The organism is Terriglobia bacterium, from assembly GCA_020073495.1.
GTDB lineage: Bacteria > Acidobacteriota > Terriglobia > Terriglobales > Acidobacteriaceae > JAIQFD01.
Map to the genome: position 1 here is coordinate 91238 of JAIQFD010000004.1, position 16760 is coordinate 107997.

General features: G+C 60.5%; 12 protein-coding genes. 2 read left to right on the forward strand and 10 right to left on the reverse strand.

The genetic code is table 11. The features are described 5' to 3' along the window. Positions 1 to 27: 27 nt before the first annotated feature. The 3 genes from LAN37_10730 to LAN37_10740 form a co-directional block, all read right to left on the reverse strand. Positions 28 to 1686 (reverse strand): peptidase U62, encoded by a 1659-nt coding sequence (locus LAN37_10730; protein MBZ5647686.1) that lies wholly within the window; start codon positions 1684 to 1686, stop codon positions 28 to 30. After that, positions 1683 to 3359, reverse strand: coding sequence for a peptidase U62 (locus tag LAN37_10735; protein MBZ5647687.1), 1677 nt, complete (start codon positions 3357 to 3359; stop codon positions 1683 to 1685). Before LAN37_10735 ends, LAN37_10730 begins: the two co-directional genes overlap by 4 nt. Positions 3360 to 3493: 134 nt before the next feature. Next, a complete protein-coding gene (locus LAN37_10740; protein ID MBZ5647688.1) occupies positions 3494 to 4312 on the reverse strand; it encodes a M48 family metalloprotease in 819 nt (272 codons plus the stop codon). A gap of 346 nt (positions 4313 to 4658) precedes the next feature. Between LAN37_10740 and LAN37_10745 the strand changes: the two genes are divergently transcribed. Beyond that, entirely contained in the window at positions 4659 to 5603 is a 945-nt protein-coding gene (locus LAN37_10745; GenBank protein ID MBZ5647689.1) for a S1/P1 nuclease, read from the forward strand. Between the two features lie 125 nt (positions 5604 to 5728). Here LAN37_10745 and LAN37_10750 read toward each other — a convergent pair whose 3' ends face one another. Continuing rightward, positions 5729 to 5893 carry a hypothetical protein gene (locus tag LAN37_10750; protein ID MBZ5647690.1) on the reverse strand — a complete coding sequence of 55 codons (165 nt, stop codon included), beginning with the start codon at positions 5891 to 5893 and terminating at the stop codon, positions 5729 to 5731. A 410-nt stretch (positions 5894 to 6303) separates the two neighbouring features. Here LAN37_10750 and LAN37_10755 point away from each other — a divergent pair, with 410 nt between their 5' ends. Further along, entirely contained in the window at positions 6304 to 7032 is a 729-nt protein-coding gene (locus tag LAN37_10755; protein MBZ5647691.1) for a DUF2306 domain-containing protein, read from the forward strand. Positions 7033 to 7407: 375 nt separating this feature from the next. On the opposite strand, the gene LAN37_10760 is transcribed toward LAN37_10755, so the two are convergent. The 6 genes from LAN37_10760 to LAN37_10785 form a co-directional block, all read right to left on the reverse strand. Further along, a complete protein-coding gene (locus LAN37_10760) occupies positions 7408 to 7839 on the reverse strand; it encodes a hypothetical protein (protein MBZ5647692.1) in 432 nt (143 codons plus the stop codon). A gap of 14 nt (positions 7840 to 7853) precedes the next feature. Further along, positions 7854 to 8174: a hypothetical protein gene (locus tag LAN37_10765; protein ID MBZ5647693.1), complete on the reverse strand. Its 321-nt coding sequence runs from the start codon at positions 8172 to 8174 to the stop codon at positions 7854 to 7856. A gap of 444 nt (positions 8175 to 8618) precedes the next feature. After that, the gene (locus LAN37_10770; protein MBZ5647694.1) at positions 8619 to 9362 is read right to left on the reverse strand and encodes a hypothetical protein; all 744 of its coding nucleotides are present in this window, start codon (positions 9360 to 9362) and stop codon (positions 8619 to 8621) included. Between the two features lie 15 nt (positions 9363 to 9377). Then, a complete protein-coding gene (locus LAN37_10775; GenBank protein MBZ5647695.1) occupies positions 9378 to 11714 on the reverse strand; it encodes an alcohol dehydrogenase catalytic domain-containing protein in 2337 nt (778 codons plus the stop codon). A gap of 591 nt (positions 11715 to 12305) precedes the next feature. Beyond that, positions 12306 to 14003, reverse strand: coding sequence for a SulP family inorganic anion transporter (locus LAN37_10780; protein MBZ5647696.1), 1698 nt, complete (start codon positions 14001 to 14003; stop codon positions 12306 to 12308). A 211-nt stretch (positions 14004 to 14214) separates the two neighbouring features. Continuing rightward, positions 14215 to 16758 (reverse strand): glycogen/starch/alpha-glucan phosphorylase, encoded by a 2544-nt coding sequence (locus tag LAN37_10785; GenBank protein MBZ5647697.1) that lies wholly within the window; start codon positions 16756 to 16758, stop codon positions 14215 to 14217. Positions 16759 to 16760: the final 2 nt, after the last annotated feature.

Below are 16760 nucleotides of genomic sequence, written 5' to 3' on the forward strand. Positions count from 1 at the left end.
CGAACCGTCCTTCTCCCTGGCGCGACCCTAGCGAGCAACGGAAAGCGGCGGCGCTGGATAATGCGGCAACTTGTCCTTGGTAGAGCTGGTGCGCTTCACCACCAGTTCGTCCATCAAAACGGACGGGCTTGCGACTGCGTGGGGTACGGGCTCGAGGGAATTCCTCACACGGACATCATCGCCTAGGTCCAGGATGCCGTGGCGGATGGCGCGGATATCGAGTTCGCTGAATTCGGCGCCGCGGACGATCTCCTCGTGACCATCGTTTGCCCAGACCCGGTAAATGAGCTGCGGTGTGGAACCGGGCCCGAAACTCTCGACGTAGTAGCCGTAACGCAGCTCACGCTTTCGGCACAAGTCCAGCAGTTCCTGCTTTAGAAACTCCGGCGGGTGGGTCTTCGCCGAGCTGACGATCAGATTGCCGACCCGTGGCCCGGCGGGTTGCGCCGCTGCTCCCCGCCCGTGCCCGTTGGATTTCGGGAAATCCCGGATCGGCTGCCGGCCGACTAGGTAATTGGCGAGGATACCGGCGTCCACGACTGGCACCGCCTGCGGCACGACTCCTTCATCATCGATCGAGTAACTGCCCAGCAGGCGCCGCCCTTGGATCTCCTTGCGTGTCGGATCATCGACGATGGAAACGAAATCGGGCAGGACGAGGGCCTTGTAGCTGTTGGCGTATGCGCCGGTGGTGCGCGACGGCACCCCCGGACGGGGACGACGACCCAGCGCATTCTCCCCGACGAGGTTGTAGAAGGCGGTGGCAGCCGCGTCCGGCCCCAGCAATACCGGTCCTCGATATTCGTCATCGACCAGGGGAGCGCCGCGAAGGGCCTTCACGGTGGCCAGCAGATCGAGTGCATCCGCTCGGATCTGATCGTCCGACGGGAGGTCGGTCACGCGGTCTGCGGTATACACGCGGGAGCGCCAAACCCTCATTCCGTCCGGCGCCTGACCCGAGCCGGAGATCCGCAACTGGTAGGTCGACTGGCCGGTCCGCGCGATCGTCCCTTCGCTATTCACCATGTACCGGTTCACGTGGGCGAATTTCAGCTCGGCCTCAAAGGACTGCGTCTCCGGATCCTGGCGGTAAAGACCCGAGACCATGTTCAGCACCTCCGGCCATTTGCGGGCGCCCAGTTCCAGGCCGGACAACAGCTCGAGCACGTCAGTGGGAGCTTCGTGGGAAAAATCGTCCAGTTGCTTCTGTTGCTGATCGACCTCGAACTGCTTCAGGGCCGCCTGCTTTGCGGAGAGAGCCTCCACCGCACTCTTGTAAGCTTTGTCGGTCGCCCCCCAGAGCTGGTGGCGTAACGCAATCGTATCGTTCTCGATGGGCAGCAACTGGACTGTCCCTTCGCCCTCCCCGAAATAACTGTCCTGCTTGTAATCCCCGACCCGGACCACCACGCGCACCATGCGGACGCGCACACGTTGCTCGTTGCGAAGAATCCCGAAGGCCGACTCCGCGCCATAGCCGTCGATGTCGGTCACGTTGTACTGGATGAAATAAGGCGGCTGCACTCCGTCCAGCTTCAGCTCCTTGGAACGCCGGAGTTCTGCGTCCATTGCCGTGAGAACGATGTCGCTTTCCCACCCTGCTTTGGCCTGTTGTGCAGCCGCGCCGCCCACAAGAGATACCGCGGCCAGAAGGACTGCAGCCAGGCGCGCCGCCCGAGTCCTCATTTGTCACCTGCGGTCTTGGTGGTCGGTTCCTTGCCCTCATCGAACGCGGGCGGGGCAAGAATGGGCGGCCGGTTCTTCGACTTGGGCCGCTTCTGCACTTCCAACTCCGAAAGCAGCATGGCCGGGGCGGCTGCTGACACGGGCACGGAACCCGACTCAGCTCCACATACGCCATTGAACACGCTCATGCTCGAACCCGTCACCGCGATGCGGGTGAGAGCTGCGAGGGGCGTTCCCACGATATCGACGCCGCGGACCAGTTCGTCGGGACGCCCATCGGCGTACACGCGCCACACCTTGACGGGCAGCACCTGGAAGGCTTGTGGCAGGCTGCGCTGGGTAAAAGTGAAGCCGCCCTCGATATCCTCGAAGTACAAGCCGTAAGGCTTGCCCTGTTTTTTCGCCTCCTCGACCAGGCGGGTCCGCAACTCGGCATCCGGGATTTGGAGCGAGGAAGTCACGATCAGGTTTCCCTGCCGGCCGACCGGCATGTGGCCCTCTTCGGCGCGGCCGTGCCCGTTCGATTCTGCGAAATTCTTCACCGGCATTCGCGACATCAGGAAACTCTTCAGAATTCCGCCGTGGATGACCTCGACGCGCTGTGCCGGCACCCCTTCGTCGTCGTACTGGTAGGCGCCGGAAAGCTCGGTGCCGCCCAATTGCCGCTGAAGCGGGTCATCCACCACGTCGAGGAATCCCGGTAGCACCGCCTGGTTGATCTTCTTGGTGAAGGTCTGGCCTTCCTTCTCGCCGCGCTGTCGCTGCCCCTCCAGGCGATGTCCCAGGACTTCGTGGAAGAAGACGGCAGCCGCGCGGCCCGACAGCAGCGCCGGACCGTCAAAGGGTTCCGCAGGGGCCGCGGCGCGCAATTGCTTCAGATCCTGAATGATTTTCTGCGCCGCCGCGACCATTTCCGCCTCGCCCGGCAGTTTGTCGAACGACGAGCTCTGGAATGTCTGCACCGACAGCAGGTCCATACCGTCTTCGGTGCGCGTGTCGCCTTGCAGCATCGCCCGCCAGAGCCGTTCACGGGTGACCACTTGAGTGCCTTCGCTCGAAACCAGGTAGTGCGTTGTGTCCTGGACGATCAGGACCACCAGGCTGTTGTACACGTCGCGCTGCTTGCGGAATTCGGCGGAAACGGCGCGCAGGCGCGATTCCAGGGCGGCACGATCGATCTGCGAGGGCGGCAGAGGCGGCGCGATGTAGGTGTGCGCGGCTTGCTTGGAAAAGTCCGGCGAGTCGTCCTCTTCCTTGGCATGCACGGCGCTGCCGGTTTTGACCTTCAGGTAAGCCTGCGCCGCCTTCTTGTATTCGCCGTCGGTCGTCAGCCAGAGGACCCGGCGCATTGCGTCCGGGTCGTCCACCAGGGGCAGGACGGCCGTCGAAAGCGCGGACGCGCGGCTCTCCTCATGGGTGTTGTCCAAGGCCGGGCTGCCCAGGCGCATGCCCACGTCAAGGCTGCGGCGGTGGCCGTCCAGCGAGGTCAGTATGGCCCCTTCGGAGGCCATCACGATCATCGTCTTCTTGTCGGTGACGGAGTAGCTGAGAAAATACGGCGCCGGGTCTGCTTTCGACAACCCCGCCATGGACCTGTCGAGCTCCGCTTGGAGGATCGCCACGACCGCGTCGGTGCGCGCAGGATGCCGCGCCTCGCCTGCCAATACGGGCATGACGAGCAACACCGCTACGAGAACCGAGCGGGAACCGCAACCGGCTACGGTGGGCATTGGGGAACTGAGAATCTACCCTAAGTAGGGCGCCCCGTCACTGGGAAACGTGGCGGTGCAGGTTCGTCATCGGGCCCTCAGTTCGCCCGGTGAAGGGTGGGACGATCGTCGTCCTGGCTGCCGGAGTCGGACGGCTTGCGCTCCGTCTGTTGCGTGCGCCGGAGTTCGGGCTTCTCGTGGGTTTCGTCTTTCGGAACGCGCTTGTTCTCGATGGCGGCCAAGCGCCCCTTGATCTGCTGGAACTCCGAAGTGTCCACCACATATTCCGGCTTGGGAGGGAGGATGGTCGCGATCTCGCGCTGCGTCCGTTCGACCCGCTCCGGGGTCTGCGGATGCGAGGCAAATGTCTTGGCTAGAAAACCGTGCTTCTTTTTCTCCATCGCCTCGATCTTTTCGAAGAAGGTGATGAGTCCGTTTGGGTCGTAGCCGCTCTTGTAGAGGTATTCCACCCCCAGGTAGTCGGCCTCGGACTCAAAGTTGCGTGAGAACTTCATGAAAGTGACAGGCAGCGCCAGGCTGGCGGCCTGCTGGATGCCGTATCCGGCCCAACCCCCGATGAAGATAAGCGGGAGAGAGGCCAGATTCGCCAGCTCCGAGCGCGTCATCTCGCGGGCGGCGTGGCAGGCGGAGACATGGGCGATCTCGTGCGCCATGACCCCGGCCAGCTCGGATTCGCTGTCGGCGGCCTGGATGACGCCCGAGTTGACATAGAAGAAGCCGCCCGGCAAGGCGAAGGCGTTGGCCGAGTCGTCGTCCACGACTTTGATGGTGAACGGGACCTTGGAGTCGGAGTTGCGCACCAGGTTCTGCCCCAGCCGATTGACGTACTCCGTGATGACCGGGTCGGTGACGAGCTTGGCAGATTTCTCGACCTGGGCCGCGTACTGCCTGCCCATGGCGGTCTGCTTTTCCAGCGAGATCCAGTTGCCCAGGCCGCGGTCGCATCCCACGTTGCGGCTTCCGATCGCCTCCAGGTTATTCAGCGTGGACACGGGAACGGTCGGCTTGTCTTCCTTCTCTTCGGTCGGCTTGTCAGCAGCCCAGCCGCTTACCGCGAAGGTAATGAAGAGAACAGAGCAGCACAGTCCTTGAACGGCTTTCACGCGAGCCACCGACAGCCTCCCTGATTTCACTTAGATGTAAGATGCTAGTTCTCACGCTACGGTTACCAAAATCTCTGCAACAGGGGTACCTCCCGGGCAAAGGCGGGAAGAGCGGATGGTTCACTACCTAAGCTGTCTTGTGCTGGCACTGATCGCCGCGCAGCCTGCCTTCGGCTGGGGCTGCACGGGACATCAGACGGTCGCACTGATCGCACGCGCCCAGCTCAATCCCCAAGCGCGCCAGATGGTGGACAGCTTGCTCTCCGGGACCCCGATCGACCCCGGCCTGCATCGCTTCTGTGCTCCGACGCAACTCGACGTGATGGCCGATGTTGCGACCTGGGCCGACGACGAGCGCGAGATGAACCCCAGGACCGCGGCCTGGCATTTCCTCGACATGCCCCTCGGCGCCACTCGCGCTCAACTCGACCGATTCTGCGAGCCGGGCGCCGGGTGCGTGACCCAGGCCATCCAGAAGCAGCTCGATGTCCTCAAGTCCACCAGCGCCGCCCGAGCCGATAAAGTACAGGCGCTGATGTTCCTTATCCATTTTGTCGGCGACTTGCACCAGCCGCTCCACATCGCCACCAACAACGACCGCGGCGCCAATTGCCTGCCCGTCGCCTTTCTCGGCAGGCAAACGCACTTGGCCGACGCGGCCAGGGGAATTTACAAGCCGGAGCTGCACGGCGTTTGGGATACCGAGCTGCCGGAACACGCCGGCAACATCCGCCACTCCAGCCACGATGCGGACGTGAAGGCATTCACCAAGGCTCTGGGGCGGGAGTTTTCGAGCCAGATGGCGATGTGGCGGCGCGAGCCCGTGGACTTGCACGCCTGGGCGTGGGAAAGCCACCAGCGCGCAGTGAGCGACGCCTACGGGCGCCTGGCGACACGCGTCGCCGTCGAGATGCCGGTCGCGGTCCGGGAATGCTCCGATGACGACCGCGTTTCCGACCGGCTGGCGAAACTGCACGAGAGCATCCAGGCACCCTACATCACGGCGGTCACGCCTGTGGTCCGGGAGCAGTTGGCGAAGGCCGGCACGCGCCTGGCGATCCTTCTGAATCAGCTCTGGAAATAGAAGACGCCCGAGAACACGGGCGCGGAAAGAACCAGCAAGGGCACGAGGGAACATCGGCCCTCATGCCCCCGGGTTCGCTCTGCTGTGATGGCATTGCGCTCCCAGATCGTGAGGACTTTCCGAGATCATTCTTCGAGTGCTTCTTCCAACTCCTCGGTGACCAGATGGTTGAATTCCTTCACCGGCATGTGCTGGACCGTGAATTCGGTCTGGCACGCGATGCAGCGCACCCCGGTCTCAAAGATCTCCCAGGTCTGGTTCCCGCAATTGCAGGTGTAAAGATTGGCCATAGATGCCTCCCTTGGCACAGTGCCGCCCATTCGGGCCGCTACCTTCGAGTGGAGGATGAGTGCCGGCCAGTGACGGCGCGGACGATGCGCTGGACCACCGCGCCCGGCACGTAGCTGGCGAAGCTCGACGCATGATGCGCCCTACAGGATTGGCAGGCCTCTCGAACAGCAGCGTCTCTTGGCTGCTGCACTACAGGCGAGGCAGTATCTTTTCGCTGCTCTGCTCGCTCCACTATTCCGCACATCTGGGCTCCTGGCAGTGACGCCAATCACCCCTTGGAGTGAGGCCGCGTTGCCGCGACCTCCGTTCATTCGGCCCTTCCCAAAACGGGTCACCGGCCTAACGGAAGAGGGCGATTCGGCCGCAGCGCCGGCCCGATTGCGATTGTTTCATCCAGCCTTGATGGGCTATGCTGCGACAACTTTTCCGGGCGCTGCGCAGGGGTGACAGCGCCGGATGGAGGCTCTGGTCTTTGGCTACCAACGCCGCTGCTCCCACTTCCCGCACCAAGTTCTTTCAAGGCAAACATGTTCTGTTCGTCGTCTTCGGTCTGATGACGCTCTTCGTCTTCATCACCCGGGACCGAATGCTGCTCGATGCTGGTTCGTTCCTGCGGCAGCGCTACGCCCAAATCCCCTGGCTGATGGTCTTCCATGGAGTGCCCGGCGCCATCGCGCTGTTCCTGGGCGTGTTCCAGTTCTCCACCCGGCTGCGCCAGCGACATCTGCAGGTGCATCGCATCATGGGCCGGATCTATGTCGCGAGCGTGATCATTTCCGCGCCCGTGGCGGTCAAGGTCGCCAGCATTCTTGTCATACCGACGCTGTTCATGGCTTCGGTCATCCAAGCTTTGGGATGGGTTGTTACCACTTTCACCGCCCTGTACTGCGTCCGTACGGGAAAGATCCAGCAGCACCGCGAATGGATGATGCGCAGCTATCCGTTTGCCATGGTCTTTGTCGTGGTTCGCGCCATCCTTCCCATCCCGGCGATCGCTCGCATGGGAGAACTGGGCGTCGCCGAGGTGGTCTGGAGCGTGATCGCCACGGCGTGCTTTCTGCCTTCCTTCTTGATCGCCTGGAAGGGCCTGTCCACGACCAAGGCTTCAGTCAAGGTAAGCACGGCGGCGGCGGATTGAAAGCCGCGCACCCACCCTTTCGAGGGCGGGAGAGACAGTCTTGCATAAGCGGCTGAGCGCTAATGGCTGATCGCTGACAGCTGGAAATGGTCGGCCCTAGAGGACGATTTTAGAACTTTCTTCGGTGCGGCAGCCTAATCCCGTCCCCAGACGAGCAAAAGCGGCTCGTCTGGGCCACCCGATTCACCTAGGCCACCCCCCCTGCTTACCTGGGCCACCCGCCCGAGCCCGAGACCTTTTTCACCCGCCAGTTGTGGGCGTCGAAGCTGTATGTGGTAGCGCCGTTGCCGAAATCCACAGCCGGTTCTCGGCGTCGTATTTGTACTGGAAGGTGGCCGAGCGCCCGGTTTCGCGGATTTTTTTCAATATACCATCTCAAAAATTAGTCGACTTATATTTCTCCATCGTGCGTTGATCGATGTGATGCGCTCGACGCAGAATCTTCTGGATTCCGGCAAGTTCCCGTGAAGCAACCATCTCCAAAGTCACGGCATTCCAGACATCAGCTGTATGTTTGTTGACCGCAAAGTGTCCAATGGTTGCGTTAGCGGCATTCGGCCGTTTGGCGTTGTACAAAAAGAAATAGTAGAAATCTTTTCGATTGTCTTTCGGAGAGCTGTCTTCTTCCCACCCAATGTCCATCCCTTCGGCTCTCACCTGCATCGCCTGTGGCACGAAATATACCAGTATCTCCGCTTCTGTCAGAGTGACAAGACTTGGCGCAGTTTCTGCAGCAGTCGAGGATCTTGGAATACTAGCGCTCGCCACAAGAAGAATTAACAAGGCCCACATTGTCATCGGACGCATAGGGGACCTCACTTTCAGAAGCAAGGCAGCAAACGGATGACCAGATTGATTGCATTCACCAGATTCTGCGCGTAGCCCGGCTCGCTGTTGAACGGCTGCACTTCATTGCGAGGTCGAGGCTGGGTAAGTCCTCTTGCATAATCCGTAGGTGTCTGTGTATTCGCCACTCGCTGGCCGTGAATGCTGCCCGCCAGGGAGCGGCCTGAAGCTCCAATGCCGGGACGACCCCGGTAGGTGCCAAACACCCGGCCATCCCTTGTTGTGTAACGTCCAGTGGCGCCGCCAAATTGACGTCCCGCACCAAGCCCAAAATAGTTGTTGCGGGTTCTAGCAATGTTACTTTGACCGTACCGACTCTCTAACGCCGCGTGGCGGGTGGCCCAGACGACGCCAGAATGTTACACCTCTCCATGATGGGGGTGCCCCACCCAACGCGGTTTTCGTTGGGTGGGCGTGATTCTGCCTCTGCGCATCGGCGGTTGATTTCTAAAGAAATAAGTGGTCGGGGCGACAGGATTTGAACTCGAGGCGCTTAGCGGGCGTGAGCGAAGCGGGAGCCCGCTGCCGAGATCCTGAGGAGCGCAGCGACGAAGGACCTCAGAAAACAGTGGTCGGCCCTAGCGGACGATTTTAGAACTCTCGATTGGGCTGCAGCCTAGGCTTACCCACCCTTTGTGGCCAAAAACCGGGCCGCAAAGGATGGGGCACCCTCAGAATTGTCCTAGAAACGAGCAGGTGTGCTCGATGCGAACTGTGGGCCACCCGCCCCGGTCTCCCCGTCACTTGGCCACCTTGATACCATACTGCGAAAGTAGTTGGCCCTCGTCGAGTTCACCCACCACTTTCTTGCTCCGTACGTCAATCATGTATCCGAGGTACCAGTCCCTGACCCGCAAGTCTTGAATCTTCTGATCGAGGGGGGTAGCCAGGGATGTTCTCGCGTTCAGCCCTACCAATAGCTGGTCGTCCCCCACCCACTGGAGAGCCTTGACGTAGATCAAGTCGATTTCATAAGCATTAGCCACATAGAACTTCTGTGCGCGTGTCTCGAAGTTCTTCCGGATCACGGGGGTAACATCGGTGATCGGGATACCCAAACCCTCGCCGTTCTCTCCCATGTGGAACTGAGTCCCGAACACGAGAGCATAGGAGGCGTTAGCGTATCGGTTATCCGTCAATGCGAATGCCTCGCTATCTGACCTCCAGAGCACGGCGCAGTTCCTCTGGATGGGCCACACTTGAATGGCTCCATTGGGGAAGTCCGAAGGGTCAATCGTTACCCAAGCTCCGTACGATTCCTTCGGGCCGGTCACGGTGACTGCGAGCTTTCCGTCAGGCGACTTCACGACTGGCCGACTATCGAAGGCGTCCATGTACGTGGGCTGGATTGCGCCAGGCTCAAACAGAAACGGGCCCGCAGGCAGGAAGTCCGCGTCTGTGGGTTGGGTTCCCGGCTTCTGTGCACCAGGAGTCAGGATTGCGAAAACCAATAAGATTGCTATCAATACAGCTGGATAACGCATGTGCCTCCACAGTTCTCAGGAAATGCCCTGAGGGGGGAGTACGGGATCCGCAATTGGCCCCCCGCAAGTAATGGGAAGTGATGACGGGTACGTGACGGTTACCTGTACGTTTCTTGACGCCGCATTAGCGGCCGCGTCGCTGGGAAACCTATAAATGTCGAAGGCGTAACGGCCGTTGTATTTGGGACCGCCAACTCGCGATACCGGGGTGAGGATGTCCCCCAATATGTACGTGGTGGGAAGTCCTGGTGGGAGCTTCGGCGTCGGGCTAAAGCTAAACGTGATCTGTGACGCGTATGGGCCCAGCAGAGCGTTTGTCTTGCCACCGGGGAATAGGCCCAGGGCCATGGGATCAATCGCCAAGCTGCCCAGAGGAGGGGGGTAGCCAAAAGCACCCTTGCCCGTCGCTTGATGCGGCCCGACCCCGGTTGTTCTCCCGTACCTCACCGTGCAGGTTGAGGTTGTTCCGTTGTTTGCGGGATTGTTGTCCCCGCCGCTGGTTTTCTCGGGATCCTTCGGCGGCTCGGTTGGGGGTCCGCAGTAGGAGTGCATACATATGATGAACTGGAGGAATGCCAGCGGGATTCCAGCGGGCCCGCCATCGCTGCAACCGCCGTCCTTTACAGGCTCGCCGTTGGGACAAGTTCCTGGGGCGAAGAACAGGCCCAGAGGGTCTATGAAGCTAAGAGGATTGTTGGCGACGTAGGCGTAGCGATTGAGCGATTGCGGCGTCCCGATGTTGGCCGCGCTCAATCCCGCTGGGTCGGGGGAAATCCATCTTCCGTAGAGGGCGTACTCGCGGTAGAGGAAATCGTAGAGGCCGGCCGCGTTGCCGGGAACGGTGTCTTGGTTCTGACCGGTGAAGGATGGATCGATGGCCGTGGCGGACGGGTACGGTTCTCCGAACGGGGCGTAGGAGGCGTCGGAGTACATCGTTCTGCCCGTGGTTGAAGTGAAGCGGGCACTGCCCAGCCAATCCGGATGGCGATAGTAGGTCAGGGTCGTGCCCACGTACACTGCCTGCGCCCCTCCCGGCAGCGGCACAAACGCTTTCGACACCGTCTGCCCGTTCATCAAGGCGAATTTCTGTCCGGTTGGTGAGTAGACGATCTGGGTGGTCGCGCTCTGCTCCACCATGCGACCCAGCGCGTCGTAGGTTGCCGTGACCGAGCCGACCGTCGTGGCGTGCCCTTCCGCGTCCCACGCGTAGGTGCGGAAGGTGTCGTTCAGGGTGTTGCCATTCGCGTCGTAACTGAATGACTGCCCTCCGACCGTGGTCACCCGATTGGTGGTGGTGTTGTACGTCGGCTGGAAAGACACGCTGCCGCTCTTGCTCAGGTTGCCGAAGGGATCGTAGCCGAAAGTCTGAGACCAAACGCTTCCGCAGGTGACGCTGCCGACGCGCACGAGATCGTCGTAGCCATAGGTGCAGGTTTGGGTATTGGCGGAGTTGAGCTGATCGGTGATGGCGAGCTGGCCCAGCGTGCCGTTGGCATTCCAGGTCAATGCGCCGGTCACGGTCTGCGGCGTCGTCCCGATGCTGTACTGGTACTGCGACATGCGCCCGGTGTTGGAGTCGAAGGTAAAGCCGTCGGAATCGCCCGAGCCGAAGGTCAGCCCGGTCACCTGCCCGAAGACATTGTAGGACACCGGGGTGCCGCTGGGAATCGGACTGGTGCCGCTGCTGGCGGTGACCGCGTTCGCACGGCCCTCTCCGTCCACGCCATAGGTGAACGTGGGCAGCCCCAGCCCGGCCAGCGTGTACACCGCTCCGTTGGCCCAATAGCTGGCGGTGAGGTGATAGTAGCCGCCGGAATTGGGCGTGGACTGGTAGGCGTCGGTGACTTCGCCACGAGCCGAGTAGCTGAAGACCAGGTCGGTGATCTTGTTGTTGCTCGGCCCGGTGTAGGCCTCGGCCAGCCGCCCCTTGGTGTTGGACAGGCTGAAGCCGCTGGCCGTGCTCACGTCGTACACAAAGGTCTTAGTGGGCGTGTTGCTGGCGTAGGGACCGGAGTACGTGATGCTGGTCACCCGGTGCAGCGCGTCGTAGGCGTAGCAGGTGGTGTTGCCCACGGCATCCACCCGCTTGACCAGGTCGCCGGGCTTGAATTTGGTGACAGCGGAGCCGACCTTGGTCACGCGGCCGACAATCTCATGGCCCGGAACAATCGGGTACACAGTGGGCATGAATTCGCTCCACTCATTGCGCACCGAGTGAAGATCAGAGTGGCAAATGCCGCAGAACAGGATTTCGATCTGTACGTCGTGTTCGGTTGGTTCGCGCCTCGGGATCGTGGTAAAGGAAAGCAGCGATGTCGCGCTGGCAGCGGAGTAAGCTTTGGCGTTTTGCATGTATTTAATTTAGATGTTTGCCGAGTCTTACGATATGCAAAACATGCCATTGTGCATGCAAAATACGCCAGCAATCTGCGCGACGCATCAGTGGATTACTGGCGGATTACGGGCCATCCGGAAACTACCCGCCGACCGCCTTCACGGGTTCCCATCCCTCGAGAGTCTAAGCACCCGACCCGAATGACCGGCCTTCGCGCTCCTGGTGCAACACCAGGGGGCTGGCCTGCTGAGCGCACCGCAAGGGCTGTGCTTTGCAACGACTTGCGATCGCCACGTTTGATTCTTGAGCGGGACTGTAGATGGAATTGAGCTCGAAGGATCCTCAGGATTCCACAGGGCGGCGCCTCTCGGATCTCCTAAGTGCTTGATTTGACGGATCTTTCACGGGCGACCCAGGTGGTCGAGCACCTGGTCCCGAACCAGATTCCAAGACCTATTGAAATCTATTGAAACTTGTGGAACGCAACTGGTTTTGATTGAACCTGTTGCGGGCTGCTTGTTGACCGCTGTTGAAGTCTGTTGTTTCTGGATGCTTTCACCGACACAAAATCGACTACATCGGCGGCGCATACCGTTGGTTAGTCGCCGTCAGCCAATGGAGAGGGCGGCAGCGCGCCCAGTCTGCGTCAGGTACCGCGAAACGGCAATTTCCAGATTAAAATGCATTCCTTCACGTTGCAGCATCTGCCCCAACGGTGATCGTTGTACGATCGCCAGAACTCCGGGATTCATGCCGACCAGCCACAGTTGAACGCCATGCTGACTTTGGCTCTTCGCGATCTGTGCGAACATCTTCAGGGCGGTGTACTCCAGGTCCAGGACTCCGCTTGCGTCCACCGCGACTACCTTTGGTTGCGCTTCCCTGATCAGCGGCTCGATCTTGTGTGCGATCTGTGCCGCATTTGCAAAGAAAATCGGGCCTTCCGGCCTCAGCAGCAAAAGCCCGGGAAAACTCTCATCCTCGGGATGTTCCGGCGATTGCGGGCGGAATACGTTGCTCCCGGGCTTGCGCCGCAGCACATACACTGGAGGATCGGCTACCTGGTAAGCCAGTGTGACCAGCGAGACGACAATGGCGACGATGATTCCCTTCAGGGTGCCGACGAGTACGACACCTGCGAACGCCACGATCGCCCAGGAGAATTCGGTCCTGCGGATCCTAAGGACGTCATGAAACTCGATCGGCTTAATAAGTCCGAAAGAATAAACGATCACCATCGCTGCCAATGCAGATTGCGGCAACATCGCGACCAGAGGTGCGAGGAACAACATGGTCACCAGTGCCATGGCCGCAGTGACCATCTCCGCCAATTGGGTGCGGGCTCCCGCGCGGAAATTGACCGCCGTCTGGGATGTCCCGCCGCCGCCCGGCATCGCACCGAGCAGCCCGCCTCCGACATTGGCGAGTCCTGTCGCAAGCAGCTCTCTGTCTGCTCGCGGCGGCGGCTCGTCCTCTCGCGCGAAGGCTCGGCCCGCCGCAAGCGTCTCCGTGAAGCTCATCAACGCGATTCCCAGTGCTCCGGGCCACAGCACGCTTACCAGTGAAAGGTCTGGCATCGCTAGCGAAGGCAGTCCTTGCGGTATGTGGCCCACCAGTTCGACACCGCGATCTCGCAGATTCAAGAAGTACACGCCGGCCGTCGCAGCAGCTGCCGCCAGCAGCGGCGCTGGTGCTTTGGGTATGAACCGCCGCATGCCCAGCAGAAACACGATCGCGGTGAGTCCAACGGCCAGGGTTGCTGATGACGTTCTTGGAAGGTTGTGAACCGTTGAGAGGACGTTCTGAACGAATGTTCCTCTTGGGAAGTGGATGCCAAGGATTTTCGGGACTTGGTCCACCACAATAACCAGCCCGATACCGGCTCTAAAACCAACAAGTACCGGCTCGGAGATAAAGTTTGCCACGAAACCCAGGCGCAGGAGGCAGGCCAGCCCAAGTGCCGCCCCAACCAGCAACGTCAAAGTCGCTGAGGCTCTCAACAGGGCTGCGGGGTCGCCATTGGGCACGACTTGGCCCAACTGAGCGGCGGTCAGGATAGCCAAAGTCGTAGTCGTGCTGACGCTGAGTACGCGCGAGGTCCCGAGCACCGCGTAGATGACCATCGGCACTAAGGCGGTGCAGAGCCCTACCTGCACCGGCAGCCCGGCCATCATGGCATACGCCATCGCCTTGGGAATGATGACTGCGCCAGTGGTCAGCCCCGCGACGATGTCGGCCCGCAGCCAATCCCCACGGTACGAGACAAGCCACTCTGGTAACAGACGTAATCTCCGATGCTTCGACATGTGCAGGCCTACCAGAGCTGCGGGATCGTTCGGTGCTGTTGCTTCGGCTCTTTGTTGTTGACGCCGGACCGTTGAGTGGTGCTGTCCAGCCTTGATTCTTGTTTCTCTTGTTTCTTCGATTTTCGCGCCATAGTTCTTTTCTGACTTTCTGCGAGCAAGCCCGCATGGCTAGAGGCCCGCTCGTCTCCGCGGGAATGGTTCGAAATGCCCGCTAGTCCGTCTTCACTGGCACTGGACACGGTTGCACCTTCCAGATCTCGGCTGCGTATTCGGCGATGGTTCGGTCGCTGGAAAACTTTCCCGCCCCCGCTACATTCAGCACAGCCTTGCGCGCCCATTCGTCGGGGTCCGCATACAAGGCGCGCAGCCGCTCGTCGGCGGCCATATAAGACTTCAAGTCAGCGAGGTGCATATAGTGATCGCCCTGCGCCAGCAGCATGTCGCGCAGTGGGTCGAAGACGCCCGGTTCGTTGCGGCTGAAGAAGTCCGAGAACATCAGGTCCAGGGCCTCGCGGGTTTCGGGCTCGTTTTCGTAGTGCCAGTGCGGGTCGTACCACACGCGACTGCCGGACACCTGCTCCGCCGTCAGGCCGAAGAGGAAGAAGTTCTCCTCGCCCGCCTCCTCAGCCATCTCGATGGTTGCGCCGTCGCGTGTGCCGATCGTCAAGGCGCCGTTCATCATGAATTTCATGTTGCTTGTGCCGCTGGCTTCGTAGCCTGCGGTCGAAATCTGGTTGGAGACGTCACTGGCGGGGATCAAGTGCTCTGCAACCGAGACGCAGTAGTCGGGCAGGAACACCACCTTAAGCCGCCCGCGTAGTGCGGGATCACCGTCGATGGTGCCCGCCAGATTGTTGATGAACTTGATGATCAGCTTGGCGAGCCGGTATGCAGGGGCAGCCTTGCCGGCAAAGAAAAACGTCCGCGGATGCATCTCTAGACTCGGGCTATTCCGAAGGCGGTTGTAAAGCACAACGATCCGCAGTGCATTCAATAGCTGGCGTTTGTACTCGTGGATACGTTTGACCTGGCAGTCGAAGATCGCATCCGGATCAAGGACCTGCCCTGTTGACCACTTGAACCAATCGCAGAATTGTTGCTTGGCGTTACGCTTTGCCTTCCGGAAGTCGTTCCGGAAGCCGCTATCCGACGTGAATCTTTTCAGGTCCCTTAACTGGCTGAGGTCGCAAATCCAGCCGTCTCCAATCGCATCAGTGATCAGTCGCGAAAGCTCAGGATTGGACAGTAGCAACCACCGCCGAGGCGTTACTCCGTTCGTCTTGTTGTTGAAGCGGTCAGGAAAGATCTCTGCCAGGTCTCGGAGGGTCGTGTCGCGCAGCAGGTTGGAGTGGATCGCAGCCACTCCATTTGTGCTGTGGGAACCTAAGACCGCTAGATTCGCCATGCGGACCTTCTTGCCGGACCCCTCCTCGATAAGGCTCACGCGCTGAACACGGCCATCATCTCCCGGAAACTGGCGGCGAAAATCGCCCAGAAAACGGCGATTGATCTCGTAGATGATCTCAAGCTGCCTGGGAAGCATCTCTTCGAACCACTTCACCGGCCACTTCTCGAGCGCTTCGGACAACAACGTATGATTCGTGTAGGCGAGCGTCCTCTGCGTGATGTCCCACGCTTCGTCCCATCCAAGGTGCACCTGGTCAACGAAGATTCGCATGAGCTCCGGGACCGCCAGGGCCGGATGCGTATCGTTCATCTGCACTGCGACTTTGTCCGGGAACAAGCGCCAATCCGAGTTACCGCGCTGGAAGCGGCGCACCGCATCCGCCAGTGAGCAGGCAACCAGAAAGTATTCCTGAATAAGTCGTAGCCCCTGTCCCTGGAATTTCGAATCATTCGGGTAAAGGACCCGGGTCAGGGTTTCCGCCGCCAGGGTCTGCGTAAAAGCCTCTACGAAATCGCCTTGCGAGAACTCTTCAAAATTGAAGTAGTCGGGAGCGGCGGCGGCCCAGAGACGGAGTGTGTTGATCGTGGAACCGCCGTACCCGATCACAGGCCGGTCAAATGGGATGCCGATCAGAGTGGACGGACGGCCAGGTACGGGACGCAAGCTGCCTTCGCTAAGTTCGAACGAGCAACCTAGGCTGACCTCCACCTTCTCGTTAGGGCGAGCAATCTCCCACGGATCGGGAGAACGGAGCCAGTTGTCGGGCATCTCCTCTTGCCATCCGTTCCGGATAGATTGCTTGAAGATGCCGTACTCATATCGAAGTCCGTACCCCATCGCCGGCAGCTGCATGGTCGCGGCGGACTCCATGAAGCACGCTGCCAAACGCCCGAGCCCGCCGTTTCCCAAGCCGGCGTCGGGCTCCTGCTCGAACATTTCGACGAGGTCGAGTTTCTTCTCCTCGATCACCTGCTTCGCTATATCGGAGAGCAGAAGATTCATGACGTTGTTCGCGAGCGAGCGCCCGATGAGGAACTCCATCGAGAGGTAGTAGAGCCGCTTAGGATTCCTTTTTTCGTACGTCTTCTCTGTTAAGAGCCACCGCTGGGACAAGACGTCGCGCACTGACCGCGCCAGCGCCTCGAACCGGTCGCGCGCCGTCGCGGCCGCCAGGTCGACGCCACTGTCAAATAACAGGTGGCGTTCATAAAGTGCTTCGTCCGTCCCGGCGAACTGCACTGGACCGCACCCGTACTGCTTAACGAGCCTGGCAACATCCGGCCCATTCAGGCCAGGTGCATCGCCTTGTCCAGTCTTGATCGCCACTCTTCGTCCTGTGGTTTTCATCG